General features: G+C 63.0%; 10 protein-coding genes. 6 read left to right on the plus strand and 4 right to left on the minus strand.

Annotation, left to right across the window (positions count from 1 at the left end; genetic code table 11):
* Positions 1–14: 14 nt before the first annotated feature.
* The 3 genes from C1878_RS02740 to C1878_RS02750 form a co-directional block, all read right to left on the minus strand.
* Positions 15–2,495, minus strand: a complete 2,481-nt coding sequence (locus C1878_RS02740) for a molybdopterin-dependent oxidoreductase (protein WP_114600186.1) — start codon at positions 2,493–2,495, stop codon at positions 15–17.
* 108 nt (positions 2,496–2,603) lie between these two features.
* A complete protein-coding gene (locus tag C1878_RS02745; protein ID WP_114600187.1) occupies positions 2,604–3,887 on the minus strand; it encodes an MFS transporter in 1,284 nt (427 codons plus the stop codon).
* A 141-nt stretch (positions 3,888–4,028) separates the two neighbouring features.
* Entirely contained in the window at positions 4,029–5,444 is a 1,416-nt protein-coding gene (locus tag C1878_RS02750; RefSeq protein ID WP_114600188.1) for a helix-turn-helix transcriptional regulator, read from the minus strand.
* Between the two features lie 573 nt (positions 5,445–6,017).
* Here C1878_RS02750 and C1878_RS02755 point away from each other — a divergent pair.
* The 5 genes from C1878_RS02755 (at position 6,018) to C1878_RS02775 (ending at position 12,337) form a co-directional block, all read left to right on the plus strand.
* Positions 6,018–8,429, plus strand: a complete 2,412-nt coding sequence (locus C1878_RS02755; protein ID WP_114600189.1) for a molybdopterin-dependent oxidoreductase — start codon at positions 6,018–6,020, stop codon at positions 8,427–8,429.
* 30 nt (positions 8,430–8,459) lie between these two features.
* Positions 8,460–8,795: a 4Fe-4S dicluster domain-containing protein gene (locus tag C1878_RS02760; protein ID WP_114600190.1), complete on the plus strand. Its 336-nt coding sequence runs from the start codon at positions 8,460–8,462 to the stop codon at positions 8,793–8,795.
* Positions 8,796–9,074: 279 nt separating this feature from the next.
* Positions 9,075–10,529, plus strand: a complete 1,455-nt coding sequence (locus tag C1878_RS02765) for an SLC13 family permease (protein ID WP_147272893.1) — start codon at positions 9,075–9,077, stop codon at positions 10,527–10,529.
* Between the two features lie 79 nt (positions 10,530–10,608).
* Complete coding sequence (locus C1878_RS16805) at positions 10,609–10,770, plus strand: hypothetical protein (protein WP_158539685.1); 162 nt, start codon at positions 10,609–10,611, stop codon at positions 10,768–10,770.
* 301 nt (positions 10,771–11,071) lie between these two features.
* Positions 11,072–12,337, plus strand: coding sequence for an ArsB/NhaD family transporter (locus C1878_RS02775; RefSeq protein WP_114600193.1), 1,266 nt, complete (start codon positions 11,072–11,074; stop codon positions 12,335–12,337).
* A 137-nt stretch (positions 12,338–12,474) separates the two neighbouring features.
* Here the strand turns inward: C1878_RS02775 and C1878_RS02780 are convergent, their stop codons facing one another.
* Positions 12,475–13,347, minus strand: coding sequence for a LysR family transcriptional regulator (locus C1878_RS02780; protein ID WP_158539686.1), 873 nt, complete (start codon positions 13,345–13,347; stop codon positions 12,475–12,477).
* A 417-nt stretch (positions 13,348–13,764) separates the two neighbouring features.
* On the opposite strand from C1878_RS02780, the gene C1878_RS02785 reads away from it, so the two are divergent.
* On the plus strand, positions 13,765–15,012 hold the full coding sequence (locus C1878_RS02785; RefSeq protein ID WP_114600195.1) for an aminotransferase class V-fold PLP-dependent enzyme: 1,248 nt from the start codon (positions 13,765–13,767) through the stop codon (positions 15,010–15,012).
* Positions 15,013–15,066: the final 54 nt, after the last annotated feature.

The raw sequence follows: 15,066 nt of genomic DNA on the forward strand, positions 1-15,066 counted from the left end.
TCCTTTCCCTTACCTTAAGGTTTCATCGGCTCGTACTCGCGGAAGCCCCCCAACTCCGCAACCTGGACGCCCGGCATGACATCGCCCTCGCGCACCTTGCAGATCCGGGCGGGCAGGCACTTGATAGGCGCGCCGATGTTGCCGGGTCCCGATTCGTAGGCGTGCGTCAAGTTGTTGGGGTTGTAGTCGAACGCGCCTCCGAAATGGGGTTTCGCAAGATCCTCCTCCGGCTTCCACCAGCCGTGCTCGCCGACGATGACCCGTTCGTCAACCTCGTTGGTGACCTTGGCCTTCTGCATGCAGCGGCCGTCCTCGTTCTCGATCCAAACCCACTCGCCGTCGGCAATGCCCTCCTTCTCGGCCGTCTTGGGCGATATCTTCACCAGGGGCTCGGGGTGGAACTCGCGCATAGTCTCCGCCATGCGGTGCTCGGTGTGGAAGAACTCGTAGGAGCGCGTGCCGTTCACGAAGTAGTACGGATACTCTTCGAACACCTCGGGCGTCGTGTCCTTGCTCTTCGAAACCGGCGTGTAAACCGGGTACTGCGGGATGCCCCACGCCTCGAAGATGGTGGGGATGAGCTCGATGCGCCCGGACGGCGTGTTGAACCCCACCTGCCCGTCGGGGCGGAGCATGCCCTTCTCGTGCTTGTAATAGGTGGCGTTCCACGGGTCGTAGGAGTGCCCGCCGGCCTCGACGAGCGAGCGGTGGTCGCGGTAGGGGCAACCGGTTTCCGCCTCGTCCTTGATGTTGCGCTTGACGCCGCCCTCCTCGTCGGTCGAACCGGCGAAGTTGCCCTTGCGCACGTTGCCGTCCTCGTCGATCGCGGCGAGGCCCGTCGTCATGTACTCGTTGGACAGGTCGATGGCCTTCTCGAAGCGCTTGCCCGGCCCGAACAGCGCGGGGTTGAGCCGCTCGCCCAGCCAGATGGCTATCTCCTCGTCGGTCTTCGCCTCGTAGAACTGCGTGACTTTCTTCATGGCGCGCAGCGGCACCCACCACGTGCGCACGGAGTCTCGCTCGCACGAGGCCGCCACGGGCAGCACCAGGTCGGCGAAAGCCACGGCCGAGGGGGTGAGGACGGGGTCGACGTAGACGATGAACGGGATGTCCATCATGTACTTGTACGCGCGCGGCGCCGGCTCCTCGTGCCCGGCGATGGCGTTTTGCGATTGCGCCCAGAACATCTTTATGGGATAGGGTTTGCCCGTCTCCAGCGCGTACGCCATCGCGTCGGGGTTGGACATGCCCACGAAGTCGACGCCCGGCATGTCGATGTAGGCCTTCTTGAACTTCTTGGCCACGGCCTCGGGGCGCCCGTACACGTCGGCCGACGAATAGCCGGCGTTCATCTCGTAGGCGTTGTGCACGAGGATGTGCGTGCCGGGCTTCTCGATGTCGCCGCAGACGGCCATGATGGCGCACACGGTCTGCACCCAGTGCATGCACGAAGCCGACGAGGCGTCGAACGCGAGGCCCCACTGGATCATGCCGCGGTTCGCCGAGGCGTACAGGCGCGCGGCGGCGCGGATGTCGTCGGCGTCCACGCTCGTGATGGGCGCGGCCCACTCGGGCGGGAACTGCGCGCAATGCGCCTTGAACTCGTCGTAGTACGCCACCCACTTGTCGACGAAGTCGTGGTCGATCAGGTCTTCTTCCATGATGACGTTCGCCATGGCCAGCGCGAGGGCGGCGTCGGTGCCGGGGTTGGGCGCCAACCAGACGTCGGCATGGGCACCCCACCACGTGAGCACGGGGTCGATGGATATGATCTTGCTGCCAAGCTGGTGGCACACCATGAGGTAGTGGCCGATGAACCCGTCGGCGTTCGACTTCAGCGGCTCGTTCGCCCACACGACGATGACGTCGGGGCGCTCCCACTCCTCGGCCGCGTAACGTTTCTCCTGCGCCTGCGCGCAGTCCACAACCGGGTAATCGCCCAAGGGTCCGGCGGCGCCGCACACGCGCGGCATGTAGCACGACCAGCCGGAAAAGTAGATGCCGCCGCAGTTCGCCGTGCCGAAGCAGGCGCCGGCGATGAACGGTATCTGCCAGTTGATGTTGCGCCCGGTTCCGTGGCCCACCACGATGGACTCGCGTCCGAAGCCCTTGCCGTCGATCTCCTCGACGATGAACTTCTCAACGATGTCGAGCGCCTCTTCCCACGTGATGCGCTCCCACTTGTTCTCGCCGCGCTCGCCGGCGCGCTTCATGGGGTACTTGATGCGGTGGTCGTTGTTCACCATCTCAGGCAGGTCGAGGCAGCGCATGCACAGCTTGCCGTTCACGCAGGGGTCGAGCGGGTCGCCCTCCACGTGGTCGAGCACGCCGTCCTTGACGTAGAGCAGCACGCCGCACGAGTCGTGGCAGCCGGGATACGTGTAGTTGTAGGTGCGGGTGACGGTGAAGCCGTCCTCTTCCCACTGCCATTCGCCTTCGTGGTAGGCCTTGCGGTCGACGTTGTCGAGGAACGCCTGGTAATCGAATGCGGACATAGTTTCTCCTCCTTCTTCCTTGACTCATTCATGAGCGGAGGAGGCGGGATGCGCTCGGCATTCGGCTCGAAAGCCCTCCCGCCTCGCAGATGCGTCGCGAAAACCCGATCAGACGGCAGCCTGCTGCAGGTCGTCGGCCTGGTCCGGCTCGTCGACCGGCTCGTCGCGCTCGTACTCCACCTTGTTCTTGTTGACGACCGCCAGCACGATGAGCACCACGGCCGACACGATGAGGATGACGACGGCCGGGTACCATTGGTAGAACAGGTTGCCGGACGTCAGACCCGCCACGGCCGCCACGGCCGCCAGCCAGAACGGGGCTATGAACTGCCCCACGCCCTGCATGGCCACGTAGAACGACGACCCATCGGCGGAACGGTGCGGATCCACCACTTTCTTGTTCGCCATGTCCGACCACGCCGCGTTGATGGTGCCGAATGCGATGCCGCACAAAAACGCGCAGGCGAAGAACATAGGCAGGCTCGGGAAGAGCATCGTCACGAGCAGCATGATTCCGTACAGCAGCATCCAGCACGGCAGCGCGATGCGCTTGAGCGCCCGGTACACCGGGATGTACGCGAACCCGCCCAGCATGAGCCCGATGGAGAACCCGGTCATCACCAGGCCCACCGTGGCGCCTGTGCCCAGCTCCAAGCCGACGATGCAGATGGCGGCGTTGTTGATGAACGCGGTCATGGTGCCGATGCAAACCGTGGTCACGGCGAGGAAGGCCCAGTACTTCGAGCCGAAGCCCGCGAGGGAGAACTTCTTCTTCCCGCCGTCGCCCGCCGCAGCGAACGATTCCTTGGGCAGGTCCGAGTAGTTGGGCATGAACACGGCGTAGTACACGGCCCACACGATGATGATCGCGTAGAACCAGTACGGAGCCGTCCAGCTGATGTCTGTGAGCCATCCCGCGATGAGGCTGTAGGCGATCCCCCCGACGCCGGCGAACGCGGTCACCAGACCCACCATCGTCGTGGTCTCCTTGCCGCGCCAGAAGTCGCCGCAGGCCGCGATGGCCATGGCGAACACCATGCCGTAGCCGATGCCGAACACCGCGCGCTCCACCACCACGGCCACGATGGACGGATGGTAGATGGCGGGCATGATGCCGCCCACGAGCGCGAACGCCATGCCCAAAAGCCCCGCCCACTTGTAGCCCATCTTTCGCGATAGGGGCCCGCAAACGGCCGAGGACACGATCATGACGATAGCCGGGATGGTGTTCACCATCTGAACGACGGTCACGTCCGCCTCGGGGAACGCCGCTTGGATGGCGGCGAGTGTCGGCGAGCACATCGCCTGGGTGTTCTGCACCAGAATGAGCGTGAGGACGGCGAACTTGACGGCAGCGCCGTACTTCTTCTTGCCCGATGCCAATTCAGACATGTTTCTTCAACCCCCTTGCCTTGATCTTTGTCGTTAGCGATTCGAAGATGAGGCCTCGAGGCGCACGGTACGCGAAGCACCGGGTGCGGCGCATCGGGAATTAGGGTCAAAACTTGGTTTTCGGAACTCGACAAAAAAGGCTTAGGCGGAACGTTTCTCCTGTTCGCGGATGCAATAGGGGCCGCCCGCCTCGATGAGGCGGATAAGGTCGGTCCGCGAGTGCACGTTCGCCTTGTTGTAGATGTTGTACGTATGGCACTTCACCGTGCTCTTGGAGATGTAGAGGCGCTCCTGGATGAGCTCCGCGCTGAACCCGCGCGCGAGGAGCAGCATGACCTCGGTCTCGCGGGCCGTCAGCCCCACCTCTTCCGCGAACGCCTCGCAGCGCCGCGTCCACTGGCCGTGCCGGGCGTCCTCCCCGCCATCCTCCTCGGGCGCGGCCTCCTCGCTGCCGGGATAGAGGCTCTTCTGGTCGAACACGATGGTGATGACGATGAGCACGATGACGAGGACGGCCACGCTGACGCCGAACGCGCTTCCCTCGAGCAGCCCGCCCGGGAAGGCCACCCAGCCCGCGCACCATCCAAGCGCCACCCCGAGCGTCGAAACCGTCCGGATCTTCCCGACCGTTCGGAAGGGCGCGAGGTCGTCCCGCACGATATGCTCGCAGGTTGCGAACATGGCGCTCGTGTAGGGAAGCAGCGAGACGACGAGGACGGCCGCGCAAAACCACTCCCAGGTCGACTCGGGCATGAAAACCATGAGGAGCAGGCAGGTGGCTATCAGGGGGAGCATGAGGTACCTGATGATAGACTCCCTGATGATGAACGCCTTGAGCGAGTCGATCGCCAGGCAGAGGAACAGCGCGAACGCCAGCAGGCAGACGACCCTCCCCGTGGACCCGCTCGATCCGAAGTCCAGCATGCCGTACAGGGCGAACCCCTGCGCCAGCGAGTTTGAGGCCGTGAGTATGATGGAGTTGGGCGTGATGCGCGACCGTTCGTCGGAGTCTTCCGCGGAGACGTCGGCCAGGTTCCTCGCAACGGGGAACGCCTGCCATTGCGCCAGGTAGACCGCAGCCGAAAAAGCGCCGAGGGCGGCGACGAAGAACGGGCGCAGCTCGTGCTCGACCGCGAAAACAAGGCCGCAGAGCACCGTGGCGAACAGCAGGGAGAACGAAAGGACGGCGCGCGTCCTCTGCGGGGCGAGCCGGCAGCAGGACTCGAGCCACAAGGAAACGGCGATGGCGCCTCCAAGCCCGGGCGCGACACAGCACGCGAGCATCCTCGCCGCCTCCAGGTTCGAGCCGAACGCGAGCAGAGGGTCGAGAAGCGGCAGCAGGCAGCACGCCAAGGAGACGGCGGCAAGCGTCCTGCGCCGCCGCTGGAGACGATCGGAAAAAAGGCGCAGAACGCCGTAGGCGATGGCGAAGGACACGAGGAGCGGCAACCGGTACTGGCCGGCGGCCGACGATGAGGAGAACAGCACCAGCGTTCCGAACACCCAGGCGAAGCACAGCGACGCGCCCGCCATGCTCGCCACGACGGGAACGTTCACGACGAACCGTCCCTCCGACGCGCTCTTCGACGAATCCGCTTTCGCTACGATGGCGCTTTGGGTCCCTGTCGCTTTGTCAAACAACGTCCACCCCCATAGACTTGGTTTTGACTCGTATCGATGCTGCGGCAGGGCCCGGGGATGCGTCGACCGCTCGCGCGGCCATCCGCCGCTGCGGCCAGGTTCGATTGACTCGTTCTCTAGATCCTCCCCTTGTACGCCCTACCGATGCACCAATAATACCGTAGAAGTCAATCGCTCTAGCTGCGAAATTTCCTGTGATTCGATGGGAATTCGAACACGGCCCCCACCTTCGAAACCTACCCCACATCGAGAAAGGCGTCATCGGACTTTAGATTCGGTATTGCACCAGAGGCTCGAACGGGCATCAGACTTTTGGTACGAGACGGCCCGTTGACCGGCGCTGAGCGCCCGCTGACAAATTCCTTTTGTCACGCCGAACATTTTAGACGGCTACTCGCGGCGGCCTCTCGCTCGGACAATGAAGGCGCATCGAGGGGAAACCAAACTTCGTGCGTTCATCGTTTCCAAAACGAGCGAAAGGAGAGGAACATGACGGAGTGGAAGAGGCAAGAGGGCGAGGAGACCATCTTCAGGACCTGCGCATGGTCGCCCCCGGGGTGCCACCCGGTGGGATGCGGTTTGCAGGTGCACGTCAAAGACGGCAAGGTAACGAAGGTTGAAGGCGACCCCGAGCACCCCATCACCAAAGGCTCGCTGTGCACGCGCTGCCTAGCGCTTCCGGAGTACATCTACCATCCCGACCGCATCACGCACCCGCTGAAGCGCGCCAAGGAAGACCGCGGCAAGGACAAGTGGGAGCGGTGCACGTGGGACGAGGCCACCGACCTCATCGCCAAGAACGCCCGCGAGATCACCGAGAAGTACGGCGCCGAGGCCATCTGCGTGTTCGGCGGAACCGGCCGCGAGGGCAACAACTGGTACCCGCAGTGGGCGAACCTCGTGTTCGGCACGCCGAACTCCGTGTACGCCCAGGCCGGCTGGTCGTGCTACGGCCCACGTATGACGAACACCGCCTTCATGATCGGCGGCGGCTATCCCGAGATCGACTACGCCCAGAAGTTCGAGGACCGCTACGAGCACGAGGGTTGGGTCGCCCCCGAGTGCATCCTCATCTGGGGCAAGGAGCCGCTGCGCAGCAACCCCGACGGCCTGTACGGCCACGCCGTCATCGAGATGGTGCGCCAGTTCGGCACGAAGCTCATCTGCGTCGACCCACGTGTGACCTGGCTCGGCACGCGCTCCGAGGAAGTGCTGCAGCTGCGCCCCGGCACCGACACGGCGCTGGCCATGGCGTTCATCTACGTCATGGCGCACGACGACCTCGTGGACCACGACTTCATCGACAAGTGGTGCTACGGCTACGAGCAGCTCGTCGAGCGTGTACAGGACATGCCGCCCGCGAAAGCCGCCGAGATCTGCGGCGTGCCCGAAGAGCAGATCTGGCGCGCGGCACGGCTGTACGGCAACGCCAAGCCCAGCAGCGTGGCCTGGGGCCTCGCCGTGGACGAGAACCCGAACGGCACCCAGCTCGGCCAGTGCCTCATCGCGCTCATGGCCATCACCGGCTTCATCGACGCGCCCGGCGGCACGACGCTCGGCATGGGCGACGACCAGGGCAACGTCGTGCGCGACGGCGGCTCCATCTCCGCCGACGAGAAGGTGGACGACGCCACCGACTCCACGCTGGAGCTCGCGTTCAAGAACGGCATCATGACCGAGGAGACGTGGGCGAAGCGCGTGGGCATCGACAAGTACCCGGCCATGGGCTCCATCCTGTGGACGGTCATGCCCGACGAGTTCCTGAAGGCGCTTGAGACCGAGAAGCCCTACAAGATCCATATGGCGCACTTCATCTCGTCGAACCCCATCGGCACCGCCATCTCCGCCGAGCCGCAGCGCTGGTACGAGGCGCTCAAAAAGCTCGACTTCAACTGCGCGGCCGACCTGTTCATGAACCCCACCACCATGGCCTGCTGCGACGTGTTCCTGCCCATCGCCTCCACCATCGAGCACGACGGCATGGTGGTCACTCATTACGGCCTGAACTCGTCGTTCTACGGCGCGCAGAACAAGTGCGTGCAGGTGGGCGAATGCAAGTCCGACGTCGAGGCCATGATGGCCGTGGGCAAGAAGATGTACCCCGACTTCTGGAACCGTTTCGAGACCCAGACCGACTACGACAACTTCCACGTCATGCGCTCGTGGCTGCCCTACGAGGAGCTGCGCGAGAAGGTCACCGTCATGTCCAACGAGCCGTACTACAAGTACGAGATCGGCAAGCTGCGTCCCGACGGACAGGTGGGCTTCCCCACCAGCACGGGCCGCGTGGAGCTGTACTCCTACATGTACGAGCAGTTCGGCGAGAACCCCCTGCCCTACTACGAGGATCCCGCCTACGGCCCCGAGCGCACGCCCGAGCTCATGGAGAAGTACCCCTTCATCCTCACCACGGGCGCCCGTCGCCAGGAGTTCTTCCATTCCGAGCACAAGCAGGTTCCCAGCCTGCGCCAGATCACCCCGTATCCGCAGATCGACCTCAACCCCGCCGATGCCGCGCGCCTCGGCATCGAAGAGGACGACTGGGTGGAGATCGCCTCGCCCTACGGCGCCGTGCGGCAGCGCGCCCACGTGGTGCCCACCATCAAGGAGGGCGTGTGCCACGCCATGCACGGCTGGTGGTACCCCGAGGAAGACGGCGAGGAACCCAACCTGTTCGGCAACTGGAAGTCGAACATCAACGTGCTCATGCCCAACAGCGTGAACGGCGTGATGGGCTTCGGCAACACGTTCAAGCAGATGATCTGCTCGCTGAAGAAAGTCGAGGGCGAGGGAGGCCCGAACGATCCCGACAACACCGGCATCTTCCTGGAGCCCAGCCGCCAGGCCGAGTTCACCTACCAGCAGGTATGGCGTCCCACCGACGAAACCAAGCAGGCTTAGAACCGTTTGAAAGAGAAGGAGGTACTGAAAATGACGCAAATGGCCCTGTACATCGACTACGAATTCTGCTCTGGTTGCCACAGCTGCGAAGTCGCATGCCGCAACGAAATCGAGTGCGGAATCGACGATTGGGGAATCAAAGTCCTCGAGGACAAGCCGCGCCAGCACGCTGACGGCTCCTGGCACTGGGACTACCTGGCGCTTCCGGGCGAGCTGTGCGACATGTGCGAAGAGCGCGTCGCGGCGGGAAAGCTTCCCGCCTGCGTGCAGTCCTGCCAGGCCAAGTGCCTTGAGATCGGAACGATCGAGGAATGCGCCCAAAAGCTTGCCGCCAAGGGCAAGAAAGCGGCGATCCTCGTTCCTTAGGACCGAAGCGACACGTCGATTCGAAGTCGGGGGATGCGAAGGGTCCGCGTCGCATCCCCCCTCGCAAGGGAGATGAGCGAGATTGGGCAGCTGCGGAGCGTTTTGCTCGTTTTGCGGAAGGTGCGGCAAAACCGTCGAGAAGTCTTTCGCCAACCCGAAACCCCCCGACGTCGCCCCACCGGGCGTGTCGGCTCGGGATGCGAAGCGGGAAGCGGAGGCCCATAAGACCGAAGGGAACGTGTCGAGGGGAAACCACCACATATCGAAGGAGGGGTTATCTTGAGCGCAACCACAGCCACACTACCGAACCAAACCGCCAACGGCAAGCAGATGAAAAAGCTCATCGCCATCGTCGTGGCAGCGTTGGTCTTCCTGTTCTTCCAGTTCGTTTGCCCGGTGCCGACCGGCCTGGAGAGAACCGCCATGTCGGCGGTCGGCATCCTGCTCGCCTGCATCATCCTATGGGTCACCGAAGCCCTGCCGTTCATCGTCACGGTCGTGCTGATATTCCTGCTGATACCCCTAACGGGAATCTTGCCCTACGCGTCGACCGAAACCCAGGCGAGCGTGTTCAATTCGTCCAGCCTGCTCGTGCCCATCTACTGCCTGTTCGTGTTCACGGTGTCCGGCGCCGTCATGTCCACGCCGATTCCGTATCGCGTCGCCAGCGCGGCCCTGAAGTTCGCGGGCAACAGCACGACGAAGCTCATCATCGGCTTCTCGGTGGCCACGTCGGTCCTGTCGATGTTCGTCTCCGACCTCGCCGCCTCCGCCATCTTCATCGGCATCGGCCTGTCCATCGTCGAGGCGAACGGCGGAATCAAGGGCAAATCCGGTCTCGCCAAAGCGCTCACGGTGTCCGTTGCCGCGGCGGCCGCCATCGGCGGCATCGGCACGCCAATCGGCAACTCGCTGAACATCCTGTGCATGACCTTGGTCGAAACCTACATGGGGGTGCGCGTCACGTTCTTGGCCTGGTGCGCCGTCAACATCCCGCTGGCCTTGGTGGTGTCCGTCATTTCCGGCTTCTGGTGCTCCAAGGTGTTCAAGATCGAGGAGATCAAACCGGAGGCCCTGTCGGTCGTGTCCGCCAAGCTCGCCGATTACGGCAAGATGACCGTCATCGAGATCAAGCTCATCGTCTGGTTCGTCATCGCCTTCGGCCTGATGATCATGAGCACGTGGTTCCCGCAGATCAACTCCATGCTCGTCGCCTTCGCCTTCACGGTTATCGCTTTCGTCCCCGGCATCAACCTGCTGAGCAAAGAGCAGTACTACAAGAACATCCCCTGGGAGATCATCATGATGATCATCGGCGTGCAGGCCCTGGCCACCGGCCTGGTGGGCACCGGCGTCGCCGCATGGTTCGTCAACACCGTGCTTGCCGGCGCATCCGCTTGGCCGCTGCTGCTCGTCGTGCTCGTCATGTGCTTCATCACGATGATCCTGCACATCTGCATCCCCGTCGGCCCGCCCACGGTGTCCGTCGCCGTGCCGCTCATGATCGCGCTGGCCGCCACCACCGGCGTGAACGGCGCGGTCATCGCCTGTATCGGCGGCATCCTCGGCGGCGTCACCACCTGGCTTCCCATCGACTCCATCATGATGATCTGCTACGAGAAGGGCTGGATCAGCATGGCGGAGTGGCTGAAGAAGGCATGGTTCCCCACCGTCGTGCTCTGCGTGCTGAGCGCCCTGTACTTGCCCGCCATGACCGGGCTCATGGGCTACTAGTTTCGTTTCCGACCATGCCGGGCGGCCGCGGCCGCCCGGCAGCCAAGCTGTCGCGTTTTATGCATCTAAGGAGGAGGCAATGGGAGACCCCGGCCTTGTCGGCGCGATCGTCGTCGGCATCGTTTTTCTGATGCTGGCAGCGGCCGTCGGTAAAAAGAAGAACAAGAACAAGACGAAAGACCAGCGGTTGAGCGAGTGCTTCGAGGAATACGACCGGAAGATGGACAAGTTCCGTCGCTAGCCTCCCCAACGCCGCTTCACCCCAAAGAGAAGGAGAACCACCATGTGCTTCAGACCAGCGACCACCTCCACGCCCGCCCCCGGAGCCGGAGCGCCCGGCGCCCCCTCGGCCCCCGGTGCACCGGGTGCACCAGGCGCACCCGGCGCACCAGGCGCACCCGGTGCGCCTGCGGCCCCCAGCGCACCCGGCACTCCCGCGGCGCCCGGAAACCCCGGCACCGCCGGCAAATCCGCCGCAACGGACGCGCCCGGCGAATAACCGGCCATTCGCGACCGTTCGACTTCAAGGAGAGGGCTCACCGGTGACTACCCTGCAGATAATTTCGATCGTGGTGTTCGTGGCCGTCATGGCCCTGGTCGTATCGGAGAAGATACACCGAGCGCTCGCGGCGCTGCTCGGCGCCGTCGTGCTGTTCTGCATCGGCGTCGTCGACTTCGACGCGGGCATGGAGTCGATAGACTTCAACACGCTCGGCGTCCTGTGCGGCATGATGATGTTCGTGGCCGTGGTGAAGCAGTCCGGCCTTTTCGAATACGTGGCCATACGGTCGGCCAAGCTGTGCAAGGGAAACCCCTGGAAGATCATGGTCGCCTTCGTGGTCATCACGGCGGTGTTCTCCGCCCTGCTCGACAACGTGACCACCATCCTGCTCATCGGCCCCATGACCATCATGCTGTGCCGAACGCTGAAGATCGACGCGACCCCCTTCCTCATCGCCGAGATCATCGCGTCGAACGTAGGGGGGACCGCCACGCTCATCGGCGACCCGCCGAACATCATGATCGGTTCGGCGGCGGGCCTCACCTTCTTCGACTTCATCCGCTACGACGCCCCCGTCGTGGTGGTCATCCTCGTCGTGCTGCTGCTCGTGTTCAGGATGCTGTACGGACGCAAGCTGTTCGTCGACGAGGGCGACATGTTCAAGGTGATGGCCCTCTCCGAACAAGACGCCATCAAGGACCGCCCCCTGTTCGTCAAGAGCATCGCGATGATCGTGGCCGTCACCGCCGCGTTCATGCTCCACGGCGTGCTGCACCTCGAGTCGGCGGTGATCGCCTTGGGTGCCGCCGGAATCATGCTCCTCATATCGAGAAGCGATCTGGAAGTGGCGCTCGAGGGCGTCGAATGGGGCACCATCGGCTTCTTCCTCGGCCTGTTCGTGGTGGTGGGGGCCATGGAGCACACCGGCGTCATCGCGCTTATCGGCGAGGGGCTCGTGTCGCTCACCGGGGGCAACGTGGTGCTGCTCATGATCGCCCTGCTGTGGGGCTCCGCGCTGCTCTCGGCCGTGCTCGACAACATCCCGTTCGTCGCCACCATGATCCCCATCATCACCGTCATGGCATCGACGGGCATCGACGTGTTCCCCCTGTGGTGGGCCATCTCGCTCGGCGCCTGCCTCGGCGGCAACGGGTCGCTCGTGGGAGCGTCGGCCAACGTCGTGCTGTCGGGCATCGCGAACAAAGAGGGCTACCCCATCAGCTTCATGGGCTTCACCAAGATCGGCTTCCCCATCATGCTGCTGACGGTTGCCATCGCAACGGCGTACCTGCTCGTGGTCTTCTAGCCGACGGCGGCAGGCGCGACGCGAAGTGGAAGGACGGCCCGTCGGGCTCGAACCCGACGGGCCGTCCTTCATGCGCGCCCGCAGGACGCAGCTACGTTGCGAGCCCCGCGAAAGCGGGCGCGGCGTTCCTTGAAGGCCTAGAAGGTGCCTTGGATGCCTTGGGCGAACTTCGCTATCGAGCGGAAGCTCGCCGAGTTTTTCTGGAACAGTATGTAGAAGTGCCAATTCAGGCGAGGATCCGACAGAGGGATCGCGCAGAACCCCGCAGGAGGGGCCACGGAGAACTTGTCGGAGACGATGCCCGTGCCGCCGCTCCTCTTCACCACATGGATCATCGAGCTCGTGCTGGGTATGACGCTGACGTTGGCCCGATCGAAGCCGAGCGAGTCGAGTTGCGCGAACAGCGGCGCGTACTGGAAAACCGGCTCCGACATCAGCAGCAGCTTCTGGTCCTTCAAGTCCATCACCGACAGGCTCTCCTTGCGGCCCAACGGCGATGCGGCGCTCGTCAGCGCGAACGAAACCGACCCCTCCCCCATCTCGAGCACGTCGCAATCGGGGAACTTCCGCTCCATGCACATAACGACGGCGACGTCGGCCTTCCCCGTGCAAACCGATCGATAGCAATCCTCGCAGCTCATCTCGGACACCCGCAGCCGGTCGGAATGCTGCGCGATGTACTCGTCGGTACCCAGCGATATCCCTGCGAAGAGGTTGGTGCTCACCGCGAGGTTGAGCGTTTGGTCGGATGCGTCGGGGCCGGCGAACATGACGTGCAAGCCGTCCACCTTCGTGACGATCTCGCGCGCCTCGCCGGCCAGCTGCTGCCCCGCGGGAGTGAGCACCATCTCGTTGCCATGGCGCTCGAAGAGCGCGATGCCGAGCTCGGTCTCGATGGCCTTGATGGAGTGCGCGACGTTCTGCCTGCTGGTGAAGCACCGTTTGGCCGCCTGGGCGTAACTGGAGTTCTCTGCCGCAGCCAGCAGATGACGAAGTTGGTGGATTTCCATACCCGACCCCCTGCCCCGCTCGTTGTCGACGGCAAGTCCGCGGCACCCTGAAACCCGCGACGCCGTCAACCTCCAAGGAAAACGAATCCCTCCGGCAAAACGCATTCCGCTTCGCCGTCCCCATGGTTCGATTATAACCGATTATCATGAAGCCTCAACGAGAGAGACGAACCGGCATTGTTCCGAGGAGTCGCCTTCGCATATCCGAAATCCGCCGGCTCGGCTCACGCCCGGGAAGCGCACTTCAGATATGGGCTCGATATCGCCGGAATTCAGATCAATGCGTCGAATGCCGCACCGGCAACGTCGTTTGGAACTGACGGTGCGATGAAATCGACCTGGGTTTGCCTTATCCTTTCTTTAGAGGCGAATCGGTACGCAAGCAGCGTCGCATGACTTTGACAGGAGCAAAAGGACATGAAATTGAACGAGGGCATCGTCGAAGGGCTTCGTGGTGATTTTCCCATCCTCTCCCAAGAAATCAACGGGCATCCGCTCGTGTATTTGGATAACGGGGCGACAACGCAAGTACCCGACCCAGTGCTTCGAGCCATCACGAGGCACTATCGCACCGACAACGCCAACGTGCATCGCGGCATCCACACATTGTCGGAGCGATCCACGGCATCGCTTGAACGGGCGCGCGAGAAAGTTCGCGCATTCGTGAACGCGGAATCGAGTGACGAGATCGTGTTCACCAAAGGAACGACCGACTCCATCAACATCGTGGCAAGAGCCTTGGAAGAATCGGTGAAAGCCGGCGACACTGTAGTGGTAAGCGCCATGGAGCACCATGCCAACTTCGTGCCATGGCAGCAGCTTTGCATGCACACGGGTGCGCATTTCGCCGTAGCCCCCCTCGACGAGCGGGGGGATGTCGACCGCTGTGAACTCAAACGCCTATTAGAGCAGGCAAAGCATGTCGCGATAGTTGCGATAGCCCACGTTTCGAACGTGACAGGAGCCGTCAACCCCGCGGCCGACATCGTAAGACTCGTGCACGCGTACGACAGCCCCATCTTGATCGACGCCGCACAAAGCGTCCGCCACGAGGAGGTGGATGTGCGCGCTCTGGACTGCGACTTTCTTTGCTTTTCGGGACATAAGATGTTGGGACCCACCGGCATCGGAGTGTTGTACGGCAAGCGCGGCGAATTCGAAAAACTACGACCCGTTGAATATGGAGGGGAAATGGTGGACGTCGTCACCACGCAGGCAACCACGTTTGAAAAGCTGCCGCTGCGTTTCGAGGCGGGAACCCCCAATTATACGGGAGCCATCGGTCTCGGCGCCGCCATCGACTATCTAGAAGGCGTCGGGCGGGAGGCGATACGCGAACGCGAGCATGCTTTGCTTGCTTACACCGAAAAAAGACTTAACGAAATAGAAGGACTCACCCTTCTCGGAGCGCCGAAACGCCGCGGCGGATGCCTGTCTTTCGCCTTTGATTCGATACACCCTTTCGACCTGGCGACGCTCATGGACACCCAAGGAATTGCACTTAGATCGGGGAATCAGTGCGCGCAACCTCTCCTACACGAAGTCTACCAAGTACAGAACGTCACGCGGCTGACGCCGGCGTTTTACAATACGTTCGAAGAAATCGATCTTTGCATTGCCGCAGTAAAGCGCGTTGCGCCATTGCTGGCAACCGCATCCCGTTGACATTCGAAAAAAGGAGCCAAGAAAGCAACGTTGGATACTTCTACTTGAAAGGCA

Source organism: Gordonibacter sp. 28C (assembly GCF_003339845.1).
GTDB lineage: Bacteria > Actinomycetota > Coriobacteriia > Coriobacteriales > Eggerthellaceae > Gordonibacter.